Origin of the sequence: Xanthomonas sp. BRIP62409 (assembly GCF_003992965.1) — a bacterium.
GTDB lineage: Bacteria > Pseudomonadota > Gammaproteobacteria > Xanthomonadales > Xanthomonadaceae > Xanthomonas > Xanthomonas euroxanthea.
The window spans coordinates 1-23,462 of record NZ_QEZJ01000008.1; the positions used below are offsets into that span (position 1 = coordinate 1).

General features: G+C 66.5%; 20 protein-coding genes. 10 read left to right on the forward strand and 10 right to left on the reverse strand.

Annotation, left to right across the window (positions count from 1 at the left end; genetic code table 11):
• Positions 1-82 precede the first annotated feature (82 nt).
• On the forward strand, positions 83-874 hold the full coding sequence (ccsA, locus tag EO170_RS00795; protein ID WP_104582471.1) for a cytochrome c biogenesis protein CcsA: 792 nt from the start codon (positions 83-85) through the stop codon (positions 872-874).
• 52 nt (positions 875-926) lie between these two features.
• Here the strand turns inward: ccsA and EO170_RS00800 are convergent, their stop codons facing one another.
• Complete coding sequence (locus tag EO170_RS00800) at positions 927-1,976, reverse strand: aldose epimerase family protein (RefSeq protein WP_126941829.1); 1,050 nt, start codon at positions 1,974-1,976, stop codon at positions 927-929.
• Between the two features lie 241 nt (positions 1,977-2,217).
• Between EO170_RS00800 and EO170_RS00805 the strand changes: the two genes are divergently transcribed.
• Entirely contained in the window at positions 2,218-3,801 is a 1,584-nt protein-coding gene (locus EO170_RS00805; protein WP_164740857.1) for an alpha-L-arabinofuranosidase C-terminal domain-containing protein, read from the forward strand.
• Between the two features lie 171 nt (positions 3,802-3,972).
• Here the strand turns inward: EO170_RS00805 and EO170_RS00810 are convergent, their stop codons facing one another.
• Complete coding sequence (locus tag EO170_RS00810; RefSeq protein ID WP_126941831.1) at positions 3,973-4,944, reverse strand: LysR family transcriptional regulator; 972 nt, start codon at positions 4,942-4,944, stop codon at positions 3,973-3,975.
• A gap of 135 nt (positions 4,945-5,079) precedes the next feature.
• Here EO170_RS00810 and EO170_RS00815 point away from each other — a divergent pair, with 135 nt between their 5' ends.
• Together EO170_RS00815 and EO170_RS00820 are read left to right on the forward strand one after the other, a co-directional pair.
• Positions 5,080-5,355: a DUF2798 domain-containing protein gene (locus tag EO170_RS00815; RefSeq protein WP_126941833.1), complete on the forward strand. Its 276-nt coding sequence runs from the start codon at positions 5,080-5,082 to the stop codon at positions 5,353-5,355.
• A 414-nt stretch (positions 5,356-5,769) separates the two neighbouring features.
• Positions 5,770-7,119, forward strand: coding sequence for a glycoside hydrolase family 16 protein (locus EO170_RS00820; protein ID WP_126941835.1), 1,350 nt, complete (start codon positions 5,770-5,772; stop codon positions 7,117-7,119).
• A 96-nt stretch (positions 7,120-7,215) separates the two neighbouring features.
• On the opposite strand, the gene EO170_RS00825 is transcribed toward EO170_RS00820, so the two are convergent.
• Positions 7,216-7,584: a response regulator gene (locus tag EO170_RS00825; protein WP_104582466.1), complete on the reverse strand. Its 369-nt coding sequence runs from the start codon at positions 7,582-7,584 to the stop codon at positions 7,216-7,218.
• Entirely contained in the window at positions 7,577-8,740 is a 1,164-nt protein-coding gene (locus EO170_RS00830) for a PAS domain S-box protein (protein WP_126941837.1), read from the reverse strand. The genes EO170_RS00825 and EO170_RS00830 overlap by 8 nt, the downstream gene beginning before the upstream one ends.
• A gap of 155 nt (positions 8,741-8,895) precedes the next feature.
• On the opposite strand from EO170_RS00830, the gene EO170_RS00835 reads away from it, so the two are divergent.
• The 6 genes from EO170_RS00835 to trxC all read left to right on the forward strand — a co-directional run bounded on the left by EO170_RS00835 (position 8,896) and on the right by trxC (position 15,965).
• A complete protein-coding gene (locus EO170_RS00835; RefSeq protein WP_126941839.1) occupies positions 8,896-12,063 on the forward strand; it encodes a response regulator in 3,168 nt (1,055 codons plus the stop codon).
• Positions 12,036-12,887, forward strand: coding sequence for a CheR family methyltransferase (locus tag EO170_RS00840; RefSeq protein ID WP_180496911.1), 852 nt, complete (start codon positions 12,036-12,038; stop codon positions 12,885-12,887). Before EO170_RS00835 ends, EO170_RS00840 begins: the two co-directional genes overlap by 28 nt.
• Entirely contained in the window at positions 12,884-13,471 is a 588-nt protein-coding gene (locus EO170_RS00845; RefSeq protein WP_119132585.1) for a chemotaxis protein CheB, read from the forward strand. The genes EO170_RS00840 and EO170_RS00845 overlap by 4 nt, the downstream gene beginning before the upstream one ends.
• Positions 13,468-14,598, forward strand: coding sequence for a hybrid sensor histidine kinase/response regulator (locus tag EO170_RS00850; RefSeq protein WP_104582461.1), 1,131 nt, complete (start codon positions 13,468-13,470; stop codon positions 14,596-14,598). The genes EO170_RS00845 and EO170_RS00850 overlap by 4 nt, the downstream gene beginning before the upstream one ends.
• 369 nt (positions 14,599-14,967) lie before the next feature.
• Positions 14,968-15,333, forward strand: a complete 366-nt coding sequence (locus tag EO170_RS00855; RefSeq protein ID WP_104582460.1) for a DUF1428 domain-containing protein — start codon at positions 14,968-14,970, stop codon at positions 15,331-15,333.
• Positions 15,334-15,518: 185 nt separating this feature from the next.
• Complete coding sequence (gene trxC, locus EO170_RS00860) at positions 15,519-15,965, forward strand: thioredoxin TrxC (RefSeq protein WP_126941841.1); 447 nt, start codon at positions 15,519-15,521, stop codon at positions 15,963-15,965.
• 152 nt (positions 15,966-16,117) lie between these two features.
• Here trxC and EO170_RS00865 read toward each other — a convergent pair whose 3' ends face one another.
• From EO170_RS00865 to EO170_RS00890, 6 genes are all read right to left on the reverse strand, one after another.
• Complete coding sequence (locus EO170_RS00865) at positions 16,118-18,487, reverse strand: TonB-dependent receptor (protein ID WP_126941843.1); 2,370 nt, start codon at positions 18,485-18,487, stop codon at positions 16,118-16,120.
• A 399-nt stretch (positions 18,488-18,886) separates the two neighbouring features.
• Complete coding sequence (locus EO170_RS00870; protein WP_206513960.1) at positions 18,887-20,845, reverse strand: response regulator; 1,959 nt, start codon at positions 20,843-20,845, stop codon at positions 18,887-18,889.
• Positions 20,835-21,710: an ATP-binding protein gene (locus EO170_RS00875; RefSeq protein WP_126941847.1), complete on the reverse strand. Its 876-nt coding sequence runs from the start codon at positions 21,708-21,710 to the stop codon at positions 20,835-20,837. Before EO170_RS00875 ends, EO170_RS00870 begins: the two co-directional genes overlap by 11 nt.
• A complete protein-coding gene (locus EO170_RS00880) occupies positions 21,707-22,717 on the reverse strand; it encodes an ATP-binding protein (protein WP_126941849.1) in 1,011 nt (336 codons plus the stop codon). Before EO170_RS00880 ends, EO170_RS00875 begins: the two co-directional genes overlap by 4 nt.
• On the reverse strand, positions 22,708-23,103 hold the full coding sequence (locus tag EO170_RS00885; RefSeq protein ID WP_104538234.1) for an ATP-binding protein: 396 nt from the start codon (positions 23,101-23,103) through the stop codon (positions 22,708-22,710). The genes EO170_RS00880 and EO170_RS00885 overlap by 10 nt, the downstream gene beginning before the upstream one ends.
• The gene (locus EO170_RS00890; protein ID WP_104538235.1) at positions 23,100-23,462 is read right to left on the reverse strand and encodes an STAS domain-containing protein; all 363 of its coding nucleotides are present in this window, start codon (positions 23,460-23,462) and stop codon (positions 23,100-23,102) included. The genes EO170_RS00885 and EO170_RS00890 overlap by 4 nt, the downstream gene beginning before the upstream one ends.

The window sequence follows — 23,462 nt, forward strand, 5'->3', positions numbered from 1 at the left end:
GCGCCAGCCCGCAGTTCGCAACCCGCTTTTCCCGATTCCCGATTCCCGATTCCCCGCCCCACCAATATGCGAAACTGACACGATGACAATCGTTCTCATCGCGTTCGCCTTGTATCTGCTGGCCACGGCGCTGCTCACCCGGTCGGTGCTGCGTGATGGCAACCAGGCGCCTGCACGCTGGCTGATCCCGGCGCTGGCGGCCGTGGCGGTGCACGCCGGGTATCACGTGCTGGTGGCACTGCGCACCGCCGGCGGGCCGGACATGCATTTCTTCGCAGCGCTCTCGCTGAGCGGCCTGGGCATGGCCGCGCTGACGGCGGTGTTCGGCGCGCGCGGACGCATGGCGGCGGTGGGCGTGGTGGTGTTCCCGCTGTCGGCGATCCTGCTGGCCTGCTACCACGCCTACGGCCACGAACCGAGCTCGGACCTGGGCTGGCGGCTGGAACTGCATGCGTGGATGGCGCTGCTGGCCTATGCCACGCTGGGTATCGCCGCGTTGCTGGCGATCATGCTGTGGCTGCAGGAGCGGGCCCTGCGCCGGCGCGACTTCCACACCTGGCTGCGCGCGCTGCCGCCGTTGACCGAGCTGGAGACGCTGCTGTTCCGCACCATCACGGTGGGCTTCGTGCTGTTGAGCCTGACCCTGCTGACCGGCCTGCTGTTCGTGCAGGACTTCCTTGCGCAGCGGCTGCTGCACAAGACCGTGCTCAGCATCCTGTCGTGGATCGTGTTCGGTGCGCTGCTGATCGGCCGCTGGCGCAACGGCTGGCGCGGCACCAAGGCGGTGCACTGGACGCTGACCGCGATGGCACTGCTGGTGTTGTCGTTCTTCGGCAGCAAGTTCGTGATCGAACTGGTGCTGGGTCCGCGCTGATCGGCCTGGCTTCAGGCGCGCCGCGGCTTCACCGTCGCTGCGATCCCTGCGCTCAGGCGTCCAGCGCAGCGCTCACCACCGCCCACGGCTGATCCGGCCCCGGGTCGGCGAAGTGATAGGCGATGCGGCGGCGGTAGACCTGCCCGGGCCGCAGGATCGTCGACGGGAAGTTGGGGTGATTGGGCGCATCCGGGTAGTCCTGCGGCTCCAGGCAGACGCCGCGGCCGAGGCCGGGATGGTGGTCGTCCAGATGCTGGCCTTCGTAGAGTTGCACCGCCGGTGCGTCGCTGCTGATGCGCAGCGCCACGCCACTGTGCGGCGAGTACAGCTCGGCAACGCACTCGGCCCCGGCGGCCAGCACCAGGCATTGGTCGTAGCCCTTGCCCAGCACCACCTGCGGGTGCGATGGGTCGATATTGTCGGCCAGCGCCGCCGCATGGCGGAAATCGAACGGCGTGCCGGCGACCGAGGCGATCTCGCCGGTCGGGATCGATTCGGCATCCACCGGCAGATAGCGATCGGCCGGCACGCGCAGCACCTGCAGCGCGGCGCGCCGATGCGGGTTGCCGGAGAGATTGAAGTAGGGGTGATGGGTCAGGTTCAACGGGGTGGCGGCATCGCATTGCGCCTCGAAGTCCAGCTGCAGGCGGCGTCCTCGCAGCTGCAGCCGCGCGCGCACCTGCAGATTGCCGGGATAGCCTTCTTCGCCGTCGGGCGAGTGGTAACCGAGCAGCAGCTGGTCCGGCGCCTGCTCCAGCACGCTCCACACGCGCCGCCCGAAGCCGCGCAGGCCGCCGTGCAACTGGTTACGCCCTTCGTTGGCGGCCAGTGTGTAAGTGACGCCGTCCAGCGTGTAGCGCGCACCGGCGATGCGGTTGCCGAAGCGGCCGACCAGGATGTTGAGGCTGTCGCCATCGGCGGCGTAGGCCGGCAGATCCGGCAATGCCAGCAGCAGCGGCACCACCCCGCGCGCGGTGGTCAGCCGCAGCGCATGCAGGATGCCGCCGTAGGTGAGCACTTCCGCCTCCAGTCCGGCATCGCTGCGCAGCGTGAGCGCATGGACTTCGACACCGCCTGGCAACTGCCCGAACACTCGCTGCATGGATCGTCCCGCCGATACTGGAAGCTGGCGAGCATAGCGGGGGAGCGCGGTCGACGACCATGCCCCGGCGCACATCCCGGCGCGCGGCGATGGCGATGGCGGCAAGGCATGCACCAGCGTTCGGCGGCTTGATCGCGATGCAGCAATACAAGCCGAGGTTGCAGGCACTAGGCTAGCAACGCGCCCGCCCATGCTGCGGCGTGCGACCACCTCGATCGATCAGCACAGGAGCGCCAAGCCGATGCAGTGGACTCTTCCCGCCTTGCGGATATCGCCCAGACGGCTGTTGCAGGCTGTCGTTGGCGCGGCCTTGGTCGCCAGCGCGCTCGCCGCCTCTGCCGCCGAGGTCGAGGTGACCGGCACGCTGCGCGCGGACCAGCCCGGCGCGCAGGTGTCGCGGCAGCTGTTCGGCCAGTTCGCCGAGCATCTGGGGACCGGCATCTATGGCGGGGTGTGGGTCGGCGAGGACTCGGCGATTGCCAATACGCGTGGCTATCGCAACGATGTGCTGGCCGCGCTGAAGGCGATTGCCGTGCCCAACATCCGCTGGCCCGGCGGCTGCTTCGCCGACGAATACCATTGGCGCGATGGCGTCGGCGCGCCGGCCCGGCGCCCGGTCAGCGTCAACACGCACTGGGGCGGCGTGGAAGAATCCAACCGCTTCGGCACGCACGAGTTCATGGACTTCACCGAACTGCTGGGCACCCAGGCCTATATCGCCGGCAACGTGGGCAATGCGGCGCCGGACGAAATCGCGCAGTGGGCCGAATACATGACCGCACCCACCCGCTCCAGCCTGGCCAACGAGCGCCGCGCCAATGGCCGTGACGCGCCGTGGCAGGTGCCCTACTTCGGCGTGGGCAACGAGTTGTGGGGCTGCGGCGGCAACATGCGCGTGGAATACGCGGCCGACGTCTATCGGCGCTACCAGACCTTCGTCAAGGCACCGGCCAACCAGAAGATCCTCAAGATCGCGCCCGGCCCCAACAACGACGACTACCACTGGACCGAAGTGATGATGCGCGAGGCCGGCACGCTGATGGACGGCCTGAGCCTGCACTACTACACCGTGCCCGGTGGCTGGCCACCGCGCGCCTCCTCCACCGACTTCGACGAAACCGCCTGGATCGACACGCTGTCGCGCACGCTGGTGATGGACGAGCTGATCAGCAAACACAGCGCGATCATGGACCGCTACGACCCGGGCAAGAAGGTCGCGCTGGTGGTGGACGAATGGGGCACCTGGTACGCCGGGCTGCCGGATGCGAACCCGGGCTTTCTGCATCAACAAAACAGCCTGCGCGATGCACTGGTGGCGTCGTTGAACATCGACATCTTCAGCGCACATGCCGAACGCGTGCGCATGGCCAACATCGCGCAGATGGTCAATGTGCTGCAGGCGATGATCCTCACCGACGGCGACAAGATGGTGCTGACGCCGACCTACCACGTGTTCGCGCTGTACAAGCCTTATCAGGACGCCACCCAACTGCCGCTGCAACTACGCACACCCGAGTATCGCCACGGCGATGTCCACGTGCCCGCAGTGCACGGCTCGGCGGTCAAGGCCAAGGACGGGCACGTCTACATCGCGCTGACCAATCTGGCGGCCAACGCAGCGGCGAGCGTGAGCGTGCAGGTAGAAGGCCTGTCACCGAGCAGCGTGGACGGGCAGATCCTCACTGCGCCGGCGATCACCACGCACAACACCTTTGCCCAGCCGCATGCGGTGGAGCCGAAGGCGTTCAAGGGCGCACGGGTACTAGGCAAGACCTTGACGGTGGCCTTGCCGGCGCGTTCGATCGTGATGCTCAAGCTGGAGTGAGTGATGGCGGCGGCACCAGCTGCCGTCGCCGCAGTGGCTGGCGAGCGATGGCTGCGCAAACGGTGTTGCAAGGCGAATGCTCTCGACGCATCGCACGCCCGCCCAGGACGCCTGCGTGCGCCTTGTGGACCAGGGCACGCTACCGGGCGGTCTCCAGATGTCGAATGCCGGCTATACGCCGGTTGCCGCCTGGGCGGGCGCAGGCGCCAGCGTGGGTTCGGCGATACGCCATTGCACGGGCAGGCGTTCGAGCACGTGCTGCATGAAGGCACGCACCTTGGGGGTGAAGTCGCGGCGGTCGGCGACGCAGAGGTAGATCCGCAGCGGTTCCGGCAATGCCTGGGCGCTGCTGCCGAGGGCGGAGACAAACAGCGGCTGCAGCTGGCCGCGCTGCAGATAAGGCTGCACCACATAGGCGGCCAGGCGCGCGATGCCGCCGCCGGCGGTGGCCATGGTAGCGAGCGCATCGATATCGTCGCTGACCATCGCCTTGCCCAGCTCCGGCTGGAAGCGCACGCCATTGCGCACGAAATTCCACGGCAGGCAGCGTCCGTCGACCGGGTAACGCAGCAGCAGGCAATCGTGATACTTCAAGTCGTCCGCGGTTTGCGGCGTCCCGCAGCGCGCCAGATACTCGGGCGCTGCGCAGACCACCAGCGGCACCTGGGCGATGCAGCGCGCCACCAGGCCGTCTTCCAGCTGCGCTTCGATGCGCAGGCTGACATCCACGCTTTCCTGGGCGTGCTGCACAGCCCGGTCGGTACACAGCAGCTCGATCTCCAGCTGCGGATACTGCTGACGCAGGGCCGGCAGCGTCGGGGCGAGCACGTGCCGCGCGAAGGCCGCGGTGCTGGCCACCCGCAATCGCCCCGCCGGCGCCTGCTGCAGCCCGGCCACCGATTGCCGCGCGCGCTCCAGATCGCGCTCCAGCTGCCGCACCTGTTCGAAGTACAGCGTGCCGCGCTCGGTCAGCGCCAGGCTGCGCGTAGTCCGGTGCAGCAGACGCACGCCCAGATGCTGTTCCAGACGCGCGATGTTCTGGCTGACCGCGGCGGCACTGATCCCCAGCAACTTGGCGCCTCCGGCAATGCTGCCGGCATCGACAGTGCTGACAAAGCTGCGGATGGACTGAAGAATGTTCATTGATTAGGCAAGTATTACCAAACGATTCGTAAGTTTTTCTTACGTAAGCCGCAAGGCTACGCGATCTACCCCGGCCGCGGTGGCGTCCCTACAGTGCTGCCCATCGTGCCGATCCGCGGCAACCGAGGCCATTGCATGTCGACATCTCCCTCTTCCTCCCCGTTGATGCGCCCGCGCTGGAAACTCGACGTGCGCACCACCCCGTTCGTGTTCGCGTTCTACATGGCCGCGATCATGGCCCTGCTGATGTGCCTGGTGATCACGGGCGCCAATACCGGCCTGGCTCCCGGCTACCTGTGGCGCGTGCTGGATGCCTACCGCATTGCGATGCCTACCGCATTCTGCTGCGTGCTGGTGGTGCGCCCGCTGGTGATACGACTGGTGGCGTGGACGGTGCACGCCGGGCATTGAGTCAGGCGTGCGCGAGCATTTCCGGAAACGGCCGTACGGCAAGCGTACCGATGCGTCTGCGCAGCCATCGATGCGCAGCAGCATGCGCCTTGCCTGACGCAGTGGCATCCAGGGCGGGGCATTGCGGCAGGTGCTGCACGCGCTCGCATGCATCGTCGACCCGCCATCCCCCCGCTTGAATGTTCCGACCTGGACGCTGCGCATGCCACCTGCCGGCAGCGGACATTCGCAGCCAGCTGCTGCCGCGCAACATCCGGTGCATGCAGTCTGCGACCGCCGTCATGCCAATGCTGGACTATTCCGGAATGAACACCACGGAACTGAAACGCGCCACACAATTGCTTTGACACTGAAGTAGCCGCTGCGCAGCGTCACGTCTCCATGGACATCGGTCCACTTTCTGGAGAAGCACGCATGAACACGCGACGCAGTGCCGCTGTGCAGCTCGCCCTGCTCTGGGCCGTGGCGATGCCACCAGGCGCGCACGCGCAAACCCTGGTGTGGGAGGACAACTTCAATGGGCCCGGCATCGATGGCAACAAGTGGACCTACGATGTCGGCAACGGCTGCCAGATCGGCTTGTGCGGCTGGGGCAATGGCGAGATGCAGTACTACACCAGCCGCGCCGAAAACGCGCGCATCGAGAATGGCCGGCTGCTGATCGAAGCGCGGCGCGAAGCGTTCCAGGGCATGCCGTTCACCTCGGCGCGCCTGAAGACCGAAGGCCGCATGCATTTCAAGTACGGCACGCTGGAAGCGCGCATCAAGACGCCGATGGTGGGCAACGGCCTGTGGCCGGCATACTGGATGCTGGGCACCATCGGCGTGTGGCCAGGTCGCGGCGAGATCGACCTGCTGGAAGCCGGCATGGCCGCGGCGATCGCCAATGGCACCGCCAATCGCCGTATCGGCGCCGCGGTGCACTGGGACTACAACGGCCAGCAGGCCGACTACGACACCAGCTACACCAGCCCGGTGGATCTGCATGCCGACTTCCATGTGTACCGCATGACCTGGGACCCGCAGTTCATCCGCGTGTCGATCGATGGCCAGCAATACTTCGAGTTTGCGATCTCCAATATCGAAGGTGCCTCGCTGCACGAATTCCATCAGCAGCAGTATCTGCTGCTCAATCTCGCCGTGGGCGGCACCTATACCGGCATCACCTCGCCTGCGGCGGTGACCGCGCCGCTGCCGGGCAGGATGGAGGTCGATTACATCCGCCTGTATCAAAATCCCGGTTCGCAGCTGTACGTGGGCGCGCAACATGCCACGCCGGCAGGGCGCTTTGGCGTGTTCACCGAGCAGGCCGACACCAGCGGGCGGCTGCAGTTCGGCCAGGATGCCGAGCTGTATCTGTGGAACAACCTCACCCCGATTGCGCAGGCGCCGTTCGAAGGCAGCAACGTGATGGCGTACCGCGCCAACGCCGGTGCCTGGTATGGCCTGGGCATCCAGACCGACTATCGCAACATGGCCGCCTACGCCGGCGGCGCGCTGAAGCTGCAGCTGAAAACCACCACGCCGTCGACGTTCAAGATCGGCATCAACACCAGCTTCGGCGACAGCTGGGTGGATTTCGCCGCTGGCGGCAATCAATACGGCCTGGTGCGCGACGGCGCCTGGCACGAGGTGAGCATTCCCTTCAGTGCGTTCTACGATCTGGACCTGCAGGCGGTCAAACAGATGTTCATGCTGGTGGCCGATCCACCCGCCGCGCCGGTGGAGATCGCCATCGACAAGGTGTATTACCAGAGCCGTTGAGCGGCATCCATGCAGCAATCCCGGCGAAGGCGCCACACGATGGCCGCGCAATTCCATGCAGCGGCTTCGGCAGCGCGCGACCGGCGCAGCCAGTGCTCAGGCGTTGGCTGCAACGCCTTTCAACACGTCGATCAGCTGACGCAGGCGATACGGCTTGGGCAGGAAATCCACCCGCGCCGGCAGCGGTGGCAACTGCGCCTTTGCGAATCCCGAGGCCAGGATCACCCGCGCCTGCGGCAGCAGTTGCGCTACGTGTTCGCTCAGTTCGATGCCCGACATGCCGTTGGGCATGCGCACATCGCTGAAGACCACATCATAGGGGCCATTCTCGCGCAGCATGCGCAAGGCGCTATGGCCGTCGTCGGCGGTCTCGACGGTGATGCCTGCATCGCGCAGCGCCTCGCCGATCAGTTCGCGCAATTCCTGCTGATCTTCCACCATCAACAGACGCAGGGGTTCAGTCATGCTCAGCCTCCTCGATGGCCGGGAGAAACAGGGTAACGGTGGTGCCGCGGGCGGGAGCGGTGTCCAGCTCGACGAAGCCGCCGGACTGGGAGGCGAAGCCATACACCTGGCTCAATCCCAGGCCCGAGCCCTTGCCCACGTCCTTGGTGGTGAAAAACGGCTCACTGGCGCATCGCGCCACGTGCGCGGACATGCCGGGGCCGTCATCGCGCACGGCGATACTGACGTAATTGCACGGCTGGCCATGCGGATCGGACGGCGCAGCACGCTGCTGTACGGCCGTTTCCAGCACGATATTGCCGCCGCCGGGCATGGCATCGCAGCTATTGAACACCAGATTGAGCAAGGCCGCTTCCAGTTGGCCAGGGTCCACGCGGATATCGGGCAACTGCTCGGCGAACGCCAGCGACAGCACGATCCCGGCCGGGCAGGCACGCCGCAGCAGCTCCAGCGAGCGCGTCACCACCGCGTTGGCGCCATGGCGCTCGGGAATCAGCCGCTGCCCACGTGCGAAGGACAGCAGTTGGCGCGTCAGCAAGGTGCCACGATCGACTGCGGTCTGCGCTGCTTCCACCAGCATGCGCGTGCGTGCATCGTCGCCGGCACGCAGCGCGATCAGATCCAGGCTGGTCACCATCACGGTCAGCAGATTGTTGAAATCGTGCGCCATGCCGAGCGTCAGGCGGCCCAGCGCATCCACCTTCTGCGACTGCAGCAGGGCGTGCTGCGCCTGCTGCAACAGCTGCTGCGCCTGGTGTCGCTGGTCGATGTCGCAGGTGACCTTGGCAAACCCGACCAGGACGCCGAATTCCAGCACCGGTTCGATCGCCACGCTCGCCCAGAAGCGGCTGCCGTCCTTGCGCAGCCGCCAGCCTTCGGTGGCAAAGCGCCCTTCGCGCTTGGCGGTGTCCAGATTCTGCGCCGGCTCGCCGCGTTGCACGTCCTCGGGCAGGTAGAAACGCGAGAAGTGCGAGCCAATGACCTCGGCGGCGGTATAGCCCTTGATGCGCTCGACACCGGGATTCCAGCTGCACACATGGCCGCCCGTATCGAGCATGTAGATCGCGTAATTGGACACGCTCTGCACCAACAGCTGGCACTGCCGGCTGTCGTGAGAAAGCGGCCCCGCACTGTCGACGGCCGTCTCCGCATCCATCGCGCGACTTTTTCCCGGAAAAGCGCGCGACCATAGTGACGGGTGCGTGAAGGCTGCGTGCAAGCCGACCCGACTGCAAAGCGTCAAAATACCGGCGATTTGCGCGTGAAACTTATCGGCTACCATGACCGCCCCCCAGTCAGGTCCGCGCCGTCATGCAGAACATCTCGACCACACGCGACCGCTGGGTGTGGGTGATCGCGGGGGCCCTGATGGCGGGAACACTCGGCGTGGAGTTGGTCACCCCACTCGGCTATGCAGTGTGGCTGACCTACTTCGTCGCAGTGGGCGTGACGGTCTTCCAGAATCGCGTGCAGGCGCCACTGGTGGTCGCCGCGCTGTCGTGCCTGCTGCTGGCAGTCGGTTTCAAGCTGGCGCCGGCCAGTACCAGTTCGAGTTTCTCCTCGATCAACCGCAGCATCGGCGGGGTCTCGTTCCTGGCGATGGCGCTGGTGGTGATGCAGGCCATCCGCGCGCGCCGTCAGGCCGAACTGGCGTTATGGCTGCAGCAGGCCGAAAACACCGTCGAAGCCAGTCTGCGCGGCGACCACAGCCCGGACGATCTGGCCAATGCGGCCGTGCAGGCACTGTGCGACACGCTGGATGCCCAGGTCGGCGCGTTGTATCGCATCGAAGGCGACCGCCTGCGGCTGACCGGCGGCACCGCGCTGCCGGCCGATGTATCCAGGACGCTGCCGACCGATGCCGGCCAGCTCGGCGAGGCCTTGCGTGGCGGCACGGTACGCCGGGTGCGCGGCGTGGACGCCGGACATCTGCAGATCGCCTCCGGCCTGGGCCGCAGCGCCTGCCAGGAACTGCTGCTGGCGCCGGTCATCGCCGATGGGCGGGTGATCGGCATTCTCGAGCTGGGCCGCGCCGCCGCACCGGGCATCGCCCGCACGCGCGAAGAAGAGCTGCTCGCACGCTGCGGCGAAAACATCGGCCTGGCCTTGCGCACGGCATTGCTGCGCGCACAGCTGGTGGCCCTGCTGGAAGAAACCCAGCGTCAAAGCGAAGAACTGCAGACCCAGCAGGAAGAGCTGCGCGTGGCCAACGAGGAGCTGGAGGAACAGAGCCGCAGCCTGCAGCAATCGCAGAGCGATCTGGAGATGCAGCAAGCCGAACTCGAACAGACCAATGTGCAGCTGGAAGAACGCACCCAGGCACTGGAAGCGCAGAAGCAGGCCTTGCTGGTGGCGCAGAATCAGCTGGTGCGCAACAGCAACGAGCTGTCCACCGCCTCGCGCTACAAATCCGAGTTTCTGGCCAACATGTCGCACGAGTTGCGTACGCCGCTCAACAGCGCGTTGATCCTGGCCAAGCTGCTGGCGGACAACAAGGACGGCACGCTCAGCCCCGAGCAGGTGAAGTACGCACAGGCGATCCTGTCGTCCAACAACGATCTGCTGGCGTTGATCAACGACATTCTCGACCTGTCCAAGATCGAGGCCGGGCATGTGGAACTGGCCGACGAAACCATCGCCACCAACTCGGTGGTACAGCGCCTGCGCGAAACCTTCGAGCCGCTGGCGCGCCAGAAAGGCCTGGCCCTGCAGCTGGCTGCCGAATCCGATGCACCAACGCAACTGGTCGTCGACAGCCAGCGCCTGCAGCAGATCCTCAAGAACCTGCTGGCCAATGCGATCAAGTTCACCGAGCACGGCAGCGTCAGCCTGTCGATCCAGGCGCATACGCCGGGCCGGGTGCTGTTCAAGGTCAACGACACCGGCATCGGCATCGCGCACGAACAGACCGAGATCATCTTCGAAGCGTTCCGTCAGGCCGATGGCAGCACCCGCCGCCGCTATGGCGGCACCGGCCTGGGCTTGTCGATCTCGCGCGACCTGGCCCAGCGCATGGGCGGCAGCATCCGCGTGGACAGCCAACCGGGGCGCGGCAGCTGTTTTACGCTGGAATTGCCGATCGACGGCGCACCGGCCGAGCTGGCGATGGCCGCGCCGGCAAACGCAGGCGCAGCACTCGGCGGCACGCCGTCGCCGCAGTTCGCCAGCGGCACGGCCATGGCCTCGCGGCTTGATGGGCGCGCCACGGTGGCCTCCACCGGGATGCCGCTGCCGCTGCCGATTCCGGCAACCGCCACTGCGCCGCTGCAGCGCGCCGACGACGATCGCGACCAACGCACCCGCCCCGGCCGGCTGATCCTGGCAGTGGAAGACGAAGCACGCTTTGCGCAGGCGCTGGTCGACCTGGCGCACGAACTGGATTTCGACTGCGTGGTGGCGCCCAGCGCCGAAGAAGCGCTGCGCCTGGCAGCCGAACTGCGCCCCAGCGGCATCCTGCTCGACCTCGGCCTGCCGGATGCGTCCGGACTGAGCGTGCTCGAACGCCTCAAGCGCGATCCGGCCACGCGCCATATTCCGGTGCATGTGGTATCGGCGCTGGAGCGCAGCCAGATCGCGCTGGAACTGGGCGCGGTGGGCTATTTGATCAAGCCGGCCACGCGTGAGCTGCTGGCAGGTGCGATCCGGCAACTGGAAGACACCAACGCACGCGCGGTGCGCCGCCTGTTGATCGTCGAAGACGACAGCGCCCTGCGTGCGAATCTGCAATTGTTGCTGGCGCGCGACCAGCTGGACATCATCGCGGTGGGCAGCATTGCCGACGCGATGCAGCAGCTGGCCGGCTCGACCTTCGACTGCATGGTCACCGATCTGGCGCTGCCCGACGGCAGCGGCTACGACCTGCTCGAACGCATGGCCGGCAACGACGCGGTGGCGTTTCCGCCAGTCATCGTCTACACCGGGCGCGCGCTCACCCGCGACGAGGAACAGCGCCTGCGCCGTTATTCCAAGAGCATCATCATCAAGGGGGTGCGCTCGCCCGAGCGTCTGCTCGATGAGGTGACGCTGTTCCTGCACAGTGTGGAAGCCTCGCTGCCCAGCGACCAGCAACGCCTGCTGCGCGAAGCGCGCCGCCGCGACGCGGTGCTGGACGGCGCCACCGTGCTGCTGGCCGAAGACGATGTGCGCAACATCTTCGCGCTCTCCAGCGTGCTCGAACCGCTCGGCGTGACGTTGCAGATCGCCCGCAACGGCCGCGAGGCGCTGGAACATCTGGCCAAGCACGAGGTGGACCTGGTGTTGATGGACATCATGATGCCGGAGATGGACGGGCTGACCGCGATGCGCCAGATCCGCGCCAATCGCCAATGGCAGGATCTGCCGATCATCGCGCTGACCGCCAAGGCCATGGCCGACGATCGCGAACGCTGCCTGGAAGCCGGCGCCAACGACTACATCGCCAAGCCCATCGACGTGGACAAGCTGGTGTCGCTGTGCCGTGTGTGGTGCTCGCGGCAATGAACGCGGTGGAGCTGTTCGATCTGGAGCTGCGGGTGCTGCTGGAAGCGGTCTACCAGCGCTATCACTACGACTTCCGCGATTATGCGGTGTCCTCGCTGCGCCGGCGCATGCGCCACGCGATGGCGCGCATGGAGTGCACGCGCGTGGCCGACCTGCAGCACCGCCTGCTGCACGAACCGGACACCTTCGCGCAGGCGATGCAGTTCTTCACCGTGCAGGTGTCGGAGATGTTCCGCGACCCGGCCTACTTTCGCGTCCTGCGCGAACATGTGGTGCCGGTGTTGCGTACCTATCCGTCGATCAAGCTGTGGGTGGCCGGCTGCAGCACCGGCGAGGAAGTCTGGTCGCTGGCCATCCTGCTGCACGAAGAAGGCTTGCTGGAAAAGGCGGTGATCTACGCCACCGACATCAATCCCGAAGCCTTGGGCATGGCCGAAGCCGGCGCCTTCGGCATCGACCGCATTGCGCAGTTCAGCCGCAATTATCTGGACGCCGGCGGCCGCAGCTCGCTGTCCGACTACTACACCACCGCCTACGATGGCGCGGTGTTCGACCGCCGTCTGAAGCGCAATATCGTATTCGCCGATCACAGCCTGGCCACCGATACGGTGTTCTCCGAAGTGCACCTAGTGTCGTGCCGCAACGTGCTGATCTATTTCAACCGCAGCCTGCAGGACCGTGCAGTGGGCCTGTTTTACGATGCGCTGGTGCATCGAGGCTTCCTGGGCCTGGGCAGCAAGGAGTCGCTGCAGTTCGGCGCGCATGCGCAGGCGTTCGAAACCGTGGCGCGCGAGCAGCGCCTGTTCCGCAAGGCGGCCGCATGAACGTCTTGCACACGGCGGCAACTCAGTTCGACGCGATGGTGATCGGGGCCTCGGCCGGCGGTGTCGTGGCCTTGCAGGCGCTGTTGTCCAGCCTGCCTGCGGATCTGCCGATGCCGGTGCTGGTGGTGCTGCATCTGCCGCGCGACCGCACCAGCCACCTTGCCGAGCTGATGGATGCACGCTGCGCCTTGCCGGTGCGCGAGGCCGAAGACAAGCAGCCGCTGCTCGCCGGCAGCGTGACCATCGCCCCGCCCGACTACCATCTGCTGGTGGAAACGCGCGACAGCCTGGCGTTGTCGATGGATGCACCGGTGCTGTTCTCGCGTCCGGCGATCGACCCCTTGTTCGAATCGGCTGCCGACGTGTTCGGGCAGCGCCTGCTGGCGATCCTGCTCACCGGCGCCAGCAGCGACGGCAGCGCCGGGGTGGCGGCGGTGCGCGCGGTCGGCGGCAGCGCCTGGATCCAGCGCCCCGACGATGCCGCCTCACCGCTGATGCCCGCCTCCGCGCTCGCCCATGCCGGCGCCGATGCGGTGCTCACCCTGCAGGCGATCTGCAGCCGACTGGAAACCTTTCACCCATGAACCTCACCGCGACCGGCCTGGCGACAACCAGCAACGATGACGAACCGGCCAAGCTGCTGATCGTCGACGACGTGCCGCAGAACCTGGTGGCGATGGAAGCGCTGCTGCAGCGCGACGGCATCCAGGTGCTGTGCGCCGCCTCCGGTGCGCAGGCGCTGGAGCTGTTGCTCGAACACGATGTGGCGCTGGCATTGCTGGATGTGCACATGCCGGAAATGGACGGCTTTTCGCTGGCCGAGCTGATGCGCGGCTCGCAGCGCAGCCGGCATGTGCCGATCATTTTCCTGACCGCCTCGCCGAACGATCCGATGCGCGCGTTCCAGGGCTATGAAACCGGCGCGGTGGATTTCCTGCACAAGCCGATCGAGCCGCACGTGATCCTGAGCAAGGTCAATGTGTTCATCGAGTTGTACCAGCAGCGGCGCCTGCTCAAGGCACGCAACGCCTCGCTGGAGCGCGCGCTCACGCTCAACGAAACCATGATGGCCGTGCTCACCCACGACCTGCGCACGCCGCTGTCGGTGATTTTGCTGTGCGCCGACAAGCTCAGCCTGGATGTGGACGCCGATGGCTCGGCCGCGCGCACGCTCGATCACCTGGAAAACAGCGCGCGGCGGATGGCGCGGATGGTCGAGCAGCTGCTGGATTTCTCGCGCCTGCGCAGCGACGGGCTGTCGATGCAGTTCGGCCCCTGCAATCTCGGCGACGTCACCCACAGCGTGGTGGGCGAAGTGGCACAGGCCAATCCGCACACCCCGATCGACCTGCGTACCGAGGGCGACCTGCACGGCGATGGCGATGGCGATCGCCTGGCACAGGTGGTCTCCAATCTGGTCGGCAACGCGGTGCTGCACGGTGGCAGCGAGCCGGTGCGGGTGCACCTGGACGGACGCGAACGCGACACGCTGCGGCTGTCGGTGCGCAACGTCGGGCGCATCCCCGACAGCCTGATGCCGCGGCTGTTCGAGCCGTTCAAGGCCAGCTTCCATGCCAGCCAGGGCCTGGGGCTTGGCCTGTTCATCGCCGACCAGTTCGTCAAGGCGCACGGCGGCACGCTGCAGGCACGCAACGAAGACGGCGACGTGGTGTTCGAAGCCATCCTGCGGCGCCACAACCTGGCCGCGTAATTGCACCGGACCGCCCACCGAGCGTCTGCCGCGGCGGGGCCTTCGGTCTGATCCAGGCCCACGCAATGCCGATGCCGGCGGCCTTCCGCAACGCCGCCCATCGCGACGGGATACCCCTACCTGACGAACTCATCCAGGACGCGTCAGACGGCGTGCCTGCGGGTGCGATCCGGCAAAGAAAACCGGGCACAACGCCAGTGTGGATCGCCATGCGGGCGCGAGCAGTGCTTGCCATCCAGATGCACCGTATGCTCGCAATCCACGCGGGCAACACGCACCCTGGCGCGGCTTTCCAGCGTGTTCCGATCGCACCAACATCTGTTCGCCGTCATCAGGTGCACGCCGTGCGCCATGTCTGAGGAGGTGCTTATGTCGTATGTGGATGGGTTTGCACTCGCGGTGCCCACGGCCAACAAGGCCGCGTTTCTGGAACATGCCCGCATGGGCGATGCCATCATCATCGAATACGGCGCACTGCGCGTGGTGGAGTGCTGGGGCGATGATGTCCAGCATGGACAACTGACCGACTTCCATCGCGCGGTCGCTGCCGGCGAGGACGAAACCGTGGTGTTCTCCTGGATCGAATGGCCGGACAAGGCGACCCGCGATGCGGGCATGCGCAAGATGATGGACGACCCGCGCATGGACCCGTCGGTCAACCCGATGCCGTTCGATGGCAAGCGCCTGATCTACGGCGGCTTCGTCCCGATCCTGAGCCTGGGGCAAGCGGGCTGACCACGGCAGCGCGCTGCGGCGCGCCTGTCTGTCTGTTGCGGCATTGCGGCACACCCGGTGCGGCGGCGGCAGCCTTCGGCATCGGGTCCTTGGCGATGGCCGTTACACTGGCCGCATGCCGCCGCGCCCGCCGCCCATGGGATGCGGGCGCGGCGACTGCATTGCCTGCCACCGGAGACCGCCAGATGCCCGACGCACCGCTCCTGATCGCCTGCCCGAGCTGCGCGGCGATGAATCGTGTCGCACACGCGCGTCTGCGCGATGCGCCCAACTGCGGCAGTTGCCATAAACCATTGTTCCTGGGCACGCCGGTGGCGTTGTCGGCGGTCGACTTCGACAAGCATGCGGTACGCAGCGCGCTGCCATTGGTGGTGGATTTCTGGGCGCCGTGGTGCGGGCCGTGCCTGAGCATGGCGCCGCACTTTGCCGCCGCCGCGGCGATGCTCGAACCGCAGGTGCGGCTGGCCAAGGTCGATACCGATCTGCATCCGGCGCTGGGCACGCGCTTTGGCATCCGCAGCATCCCGACCTTGCTGGTCATCCGCGGCGGCAGTGAGCTGGGCCGTCATTCCGGTGCGGTGAGCAGCGTGCAGATCGTCAGCTGGGTACAGTCGGTATTGCGCAGCCGTTGATACAAAAAAACCCGCTGCGTGATGCACGCAGCGGGCCTGGTTCTACGATTGGCATCACTGCGACACATGCGCGGTGATGCGGTCGATCGACCAGCAACCGGGAGCGGCTGACAAGATGACCGTGCAGCCGCTCGCTACTGGTTCAACCGCTCTTACTGCCAGTTGACGTTGACCGACACACCCACGATGCGCGGCTCGTTGTAGACCGCCGCCATGTAGTTTTCGATCACGCCCTTGACGTTCTTCTCGTTGGTGATGTTGCGCGCGAACGCCGCCACTTCCCATGCACCGTAGCCGCCGGTGTAGCCAAGCTTGAAGCCGCCTTCGAAATTGCCGTCGGCGCGGAACTCGGTGGAGTCGTACAGCACGAAGCTGGTTTCGCCCTGCTTGTTCCAGTCGGTGGAGACGAAGAAGGCGCCATCGGTGCCCACCGGAATGTCGTAGCGCGCCGCCAGGTTGAGGTTGTACTTGGGCGCGTTGGGCAGCGGGTTGCCGTCGATCTGCGCAAAGGTGTTGGCACCGACGCGGATGGTCGGGTCGTTGACCGTGCACACCACCACGCCATTGAGCGCACAGGCCTGCGCGTAGACGCGATCGTCGTGGATTTCGCTATGCAGCAGGCTCAGGCCGGCGGTCAGCGACAGGTTGGAGATCGGGCGCCAGTCCAGGTCTGCTTCCAGGCCGTAGGCCTTGGCCTTGTCGGCATTGAACAGTACGCCGTTGCCGTCCGAATCGTTGCCGTTGAGCTGGATGTCGTCCACCGTGTAGGTGAAGCCGCTGACATTCAGACGCAGGCGATTGTCGAACAGGCTGCTCTTGATGCCGGCTTCCCACGAAAGGATGGTTTCCGAATCGGCAGTGGTGAAATCGGAATTGAACACCGCGCTGCGGCCCTGGATGGTCGGGCCGCGGAAACCGCGTGCCACGCGCGCGTAGACGCTCAGCTCCGGATTGATTTCATACATCGCGCTGAGGTCCCAGCTGGGCTGGGTGTCGGACAGGCGCACGTCGCGACGGCCGCGATAGGTCACCGCGCCAGCGGCGGTATCGGCGGTCTTGAGCAGGCGGGTTTGCTTGGTGTCCTTGGTCTGGCGCAGACCGGCGGTCAGGGTGAGCGCGTCGGTGGCCTTGTAGCTGAGCTGCCCGAAACCGGCCCAGGAGGTGTTGGTGTTGCGCAGGCGCACCCAGTTGTTGGGGTTGCGCGCGGCGGTCTGCAGGAAATACGCACGCTGATAGAAATCGGTGGTGTCGCGCCCGTCGAAGTAGAACGCGCCGACCTGCCATTGCAAGGCATCGTCGCCTTCGCTGGCCAGGCGCAGTTCCTGGGTGTACTGATCCAGGTCGCGGATCTGCCCCATCGACTGGCCGAAGCCGTTCGGCACGCCGTTGACCGGGTAGTTCGCCGCCGCACCGCCATCGGTGTCGCCACGGCTATAGCCGGAGGTGGTTTCGTAGGCGGTGATGGAGGTCAGCGACACGCCACCGAAATCGTAGATCGCCTTGATCGAGCCGCCATCGGTCTGATACGCCTGCGGGTTGTCGTGTGCCTCGTCATAGGCCACGCGATCGCGCGGCACGTCGACCTTGTCGCTGCCGCGCGTCACTGCATTGCGCAGGAACAACGTGGAGGTGCCGTCGTAGTCGCGCGTATGCACCGAGCCCAGCAGCGAGAATGCGTCGTTGGGCTTGAGCAGCAGCTGCAGGCGCGCATTGCGGTCGTTGTAGCCGCCCATCGCATCCTTGCGCGGCGTGCGCGTCCCGTCGGCGCTGCTGCCGGCGAAGGTGTTGTCCACCCAGTCGTCGCGGTGCTGGTACAGCGCCGACACGCGGAACGACAGCACCTCGTTGATCGGGCCGCCGAAGCCGCCATCCAGCGACACCGTGTTGTAGCTGCCGTAACTGGCATCGACACGGCCGGTATAGGTCTCGCTGGGCTTGACCGTGTCGAACTTGACGATGCCGGCGGTGGTGTTGCGGCCGAACAAGGTACCCTGCGGGCCGCGCAGCACTTCGACCTGGTCCACGTCGTAGACCGGGTTGGACTTGAGCACCACGTGTTCCAGTACCACGTCATCCTGGATGATGGACACCGGCTGCGAGGCGCCGAGGTAGAAGTCGATGTTGCCCAGGCCGCGGATATAGAAGCGCGGGAAGATGCGCCCGGTGGTGGTCTCGGCGTAGAAGCCCGGCACGCGGCCGGACAGCGCCAGCAGCGTGTCGTCGCCACCGGCGGTGAACTCGCGCATCGCCGCGCCCTGCACCACGCCCACCGACACCGGCACCTCCTGCAGGTTTTGCTCGCGGTGCTCGGCAGTGACGGTGACTGCATCCAGCGCCGTCGGGCTGCCCTCGCCCTGGCGCGCCGGCACCTGCTGCGCAGCGGCCGCTGCCGCCAGCGAGGCGAGCAGCAGGCCGGCGCAGGCGCGCGCCAGCGGCGTGCGCTGCAATGCGGCGCGACGGGGTGCGGTTACGTGCGTGGCGGCGGGCGTCAGCGACGCGGAGACAGACGAGGACAACGACATGCGAGATGATCCTTGGGTAGGTGACGCGAGGGGTGAGACAGGGGCAATAGCGGCGATCAACATGACTGCGCAGCCATCAGGCGCGCGCGGCCGGCGCTCGGAACCGGGTGCACCACCGGCACCCGGTTCCTCTGCGCCATCCGCGCCATCTGACAGCCGCGCTACGTTTTGTTTCCCCCACCAACATCCGTCGGCATCGAACATGCCGGCCGGAGGCGCAACGTGGCGCCGCGCGCACGATATGTCAGCAATGTTGCAGCTCTATGGCAAGCGTGCCGCCACGCACATGGCAGCCGCCGCAGAGCCACGGTCGCCGTGGCGTGTTCAACGCATAAGCGGGTCGCCACACCGTGCGATCGGCAGGCGTCGGCAGCAGGCCCCAGGCGCGCAACCCCCGCGTCAGGCGCGGGCGGCCAACACGCTGCTGTCGAGCATCTGCCCGACCATGTTCAACAGATCGTTGAGGCTGAAGGGCTTGGGCAGCAACGCCATGCCGTCGGCCAGGAATTCCTGGCGGGTGGCGGCGTTTTCGGCGTAGCCGGTGATGAACAGGATCGGCAGGCCAGGCCGCAGCGCGCGCGCCACGTCTGCCATGTCGCGCCCGTTCATGCCGGGCAGGCCGACATCGGACACCACCAGATCGATCTCCACGCCGGCACGCAATTGATCCAGCGCGCCGTTGGCATCTTCGGCTTCGACCACGTGGTAGCCGGCGTCGCTGAGCACCTCGCTCACCATCATGCGCACCACGTCGGTGTCGTCCACCAGCAAGATGCGCTCGCTGCGGGTACGGGGCGAATTCGGTACCGGTGCCGGCGGCAATGCGCTGGCAGTGAGTCCACGCGGCAGCAGCAAGGCCACCGTGGTACCGCGCCCCACCGTGCTGGTGATGCGTGCGGTGCCGCCGGACTGGCGCGCAAAGCCGTAGGTCATCGACAGGCCCAGGCCGGTGCCCTCGCCGATCGGCTTGGTGGTGAAGAACGGCTCGAAGACCTGGTTGAGAATGGCCGGCTCGATGCCGCTGCCGTTGTCGATGACGTTCACCGCCACGTACTCGCCATCGTCCAGTTCCGGATCGCCCTGCGCGGTATGGGCCGCGCTCTGGATGCGGATGGTGCCCCTGCCCTTCAACGCGTCGCGCGCATTGATCACCAGATTGAGCACCACGTTTTCGAGCTGGTTGGCATCGGCCACCGCCACCAGCGGCGTGTCCGCCAGGTCCAGCTCCAGCACGATGTTCTCGCCGATCGAGCGGTGCAGCATATCTTCCAGCGAGCGCACGCGTGCGTTGATGTCGAAGGCCTGCGCATCCAGCGATTGCTTGCGTGCGAAGGCGAGCATGCGCTGGGTCAGCGCGGCAGCGCGATGCGCCGAGCCGGTGGCGATCTCGGCCAGCCGCGGCACACGCTCGATGCGATTGGACTCGACCGCCAGCTGGATCATGTCCAGGCCGGAAATGATGCTGGTCAGCAGGTTGTTGAAGTCGTGCGCGATGCCGCCGGTGAGCTTGCCCAGCGCTTCCATCTTCTGTGCCTGCAGCAACTGGATCTCGGTGCGCTGGCGCTCGGCGATCTGGTGGGCCAGCTCGGTGGTGGCGGTATCCAGTTCCTGGCGCTGCTCACGCTCGCGCATGCGTTGTTCGGTGACATCCTCGACCAGCAGCAGGCCCAGGTCCGGTTCGCGATACGGCGACACGCGCCACTCGGTTTCGCACACCTTGCCCTCGCGCAGGATCGACAAGGCACCGCTCCAGCGCTCGCGCTGCGCCAGCGCGTCGATCAGCGCGTGCACGGTGGCGGCCTGGTCCACGCCCGGCACGGCCAGCGCCTCGCCGGGTGTGGCGGTGCCGATCAGGCGCTGGAACGCGGCATTGGCTTCATGCGTGTGCAGCCTGGCGTCGACCACCGCAATCGGTGCGCTGATGTGCTCGAAGATCTCGCGGAAGCGGGCCTCGCTGATGCGCAAGGCGTCCTCGGCCTGGCGCGCGCGCAACAAGGTGCGCAACGTGGCGACCAGCACGCTGGGGTCGACCGGATGAATCAGGTAGGCATCGGCACCGGCTTCCAGGCCGGTGATCATGTCGCCGGTGGCGATCGAGGCGGCCGACACATGCACCACCGGCAGCAACGCGGTGCGCGGCTCGGCGCGTAGCGTGCGCACGATGTCGAAGCCGCTCATGTCCGGCAGATTGACGTCCAGCACCACCGCAGCAAACGCCTGCTCGGCCAGCCTGGCCAGGCCGTCGGTGCCGGTACCGGCTTCTTCGACCATGAACTGATGGTGTTCGAGTACGCGCCGCACCGAATAACGCGTCACCGCGTTGTCGTCGACGACCAGAATGTGTGGCTTACTGCCCAAGTGCATCCTCCGCTGCCAGCGTGACCGGCAGCACCACGAAAAACTCCGAGCCCTGCCCGACCACGCTGTTGATTCCCACCCTGCCGCCCAGCAGCTCGGCGAAACGCTTGCAGATCGACAGCCCCAGACCGGTGCCGGTGAGGCGTTTCTGCAACGGTGAATCCACCTGTACAAAATCCTCGAACAAGGCGTCGTGAAGCTCGGCCGGGATGCCGATGCCGGTGTCCTGCACGCCGAAGCGCACATGGCTCTCGCCTTCCATCTGCGCGAACACGCGCACATGGCCTTGCGGGGTGAACTTGAGCGCGTTGGAAATGAAGTTGCGCAGGATCTGCGCCAGCTTCTTGTCGTCGGTATAGAGCATCGGCAGCACCGGCGGATCCTCGAAGATCAATGTGGTGCTGCTGACATCGGTGAGCGGGCGGAACATGCCGCGCAAGGCCGCAAACAGGTCCATCAGATCGAACCAGCCCGGCGAGATGGTGATGCGCCCGGCTTCGATCTTGGCCAGATCCAGCAGGTCGTCGACCATCTCGGTGAGCTCGCGCGCCGAGGCGCTGACAAAGCGCACCTGCTTGGACTGCTCGGCAGTGAGCGGTCCGTCCATGCCGTCCTCGAGCAGCCGCGTGATGCTCAGGATCGAGCTGAGCGGGGTGCGGAACTCGTGGCTCATGTAGGACAGGAAGCGGCTCTTGAGCTCGGACACGTCGCGCAGCTGCTCAGCCTGCTGATCGAGCTCGGCATACAGCGCCAGCACGCCCTGGTTAGTTTCTTCCAATTCTTCGCGCAGGGCCTGGTTCTGCTGCCGCAGCGCGTCCAGTTCGGCCAGCGGATCGATGGGCGATGTCTCACCGGAAGCATTCATTGCAGGCCTCCCAGCCGCATGACAAACACGCCGCAATCGTCGCGGCCCCGCGTGTAATCGCGCAGCAGCACGGCCGCAATCAGGCGCGGATGGCGCGACAGCAGACCCGGATGATCGCGCAGGCTCCAGCGTGATTGCAGACCATCACTGTGCATGACCAGCAGTTTGCCGGCGGCGTCCGGAAAATCGAACGGCTGCGCCTTGCGAAACTGCACCCCGACGATGCCCGGATGCGAGGGCATGCCACGCACGCCGTCGCCATCGCACAGCGACGCGACGATATTGCCCACGCCGGCAAAGCGTACCCGGCCGGTGCTGCTGTCGAATTGCATCACCGCCGCCGCGCCGCCGCGGGTGCCGGACATGCCCGCATGCAGCTGCGCGATGCGCTCGCCGGGCTCGCCGCTGGCCGCGGCTGCAGCGCGCGTGCCGGCATCGGCAGCGTCGGCGGCGCCTGGACCGTGGCCCAGGCCATCGATCACGGTGACGGTCACGCGCTGCTCGCCAATGGCCAGATGCCAGGCATCACCGCACACCGTTTCGTTGTGCAGCGGCAGGCGGATCGCGCCGTACGGCAGGTCCAGTTCGGCGCGTTGCTGCGCAAACAGCCGTGCCATCACCACCGCGCCCTTGGCATCGGAATACGCGTCCAGCACCTGCGCCTGGCGCTGGATCGCGCCCAGCCCGGTGCCCGGCGTCCCGGCGGTGGAATAGCCATCGCGCAGGCCGTCCACGAGTGCGAAGCCCGGCCCGCCGTCGATGGCGCAGATCTCCACGCCCATGCCCTGGCGTGTGGCCACCGTGGACAACTGCAGGCAGCCGCCACGTCCATGCTTGACCATGTTGGTGGCCAGCTCGGTGGCCACCAGTGCCACGCGGCCGCAGGCGGCCTCGTCGAAACCCAGCGTCTGTGCCAAAACCGTCGCTTCGCGACGTGCCTGCCCGACCTGGCTGATTTCGTCGACACGAAACGCGCGCGTGACCTCGCCGGCGAGCGTCACTTCCATTTGGTGATGGTGATGCGCGTGCCCTTGCCGGCTGCGGTATCCAGGACGAAGTCATCCACCAGCCGCCGGCTGCCGGACAGGCCCAGTCCCAGCCCGCTGCCGGAGGTCCAGCCATCGGTGAGCGCCAGGTCCAAGTCGGGAATGCCGGGACCTTCGTCGCGGAAGGTCAGCTGCACGCCCTTGCGGATGCCGCTTTCCACCAGGGCCCAATCCATCTCGCCGCCACCGCCATAGATCACGGTGTTGCGCGCCAGTTCGCTGGCTGCGGTGACCAGCTTGGTCTGGTCGACCAGACGCAGGCCGCACTGCACCACCAGCTTGCGTACCGTCTGCCGGGCCAGCACCACATCCTGTTCGGTACGCACCGATTGCGAACCGGTCGTCATGAAGTGCGATCGGGCTGCTGCAGCAGGCGCATGCCGCGTTCGACATCGAGCGCGGTGCGCACCGATGGCAGGGTCAGCCCCAGCTCGACCAGTGTGATCGCCACGGCCGGCTGCATGCCCACCACCACGGTCCTGGCATCCATGATCGCCGCCAGCCCGGAGATGGTGCTGATCATGCGGCCGATGAAGGAGTCGACGATGTCCAGTGCGGAAATGTCGATCAGCACGCCACGCGCGGAGGTGGCGCTGATCTTTTCCGACAGGTCCTCCTGCAACGTCATCGCCAATTGATCGTGCATGTCCACCTGGATGGTGACCAGCAGCAGGTCGCCCATCCGCAGGATCGGGATGCGCTCCAT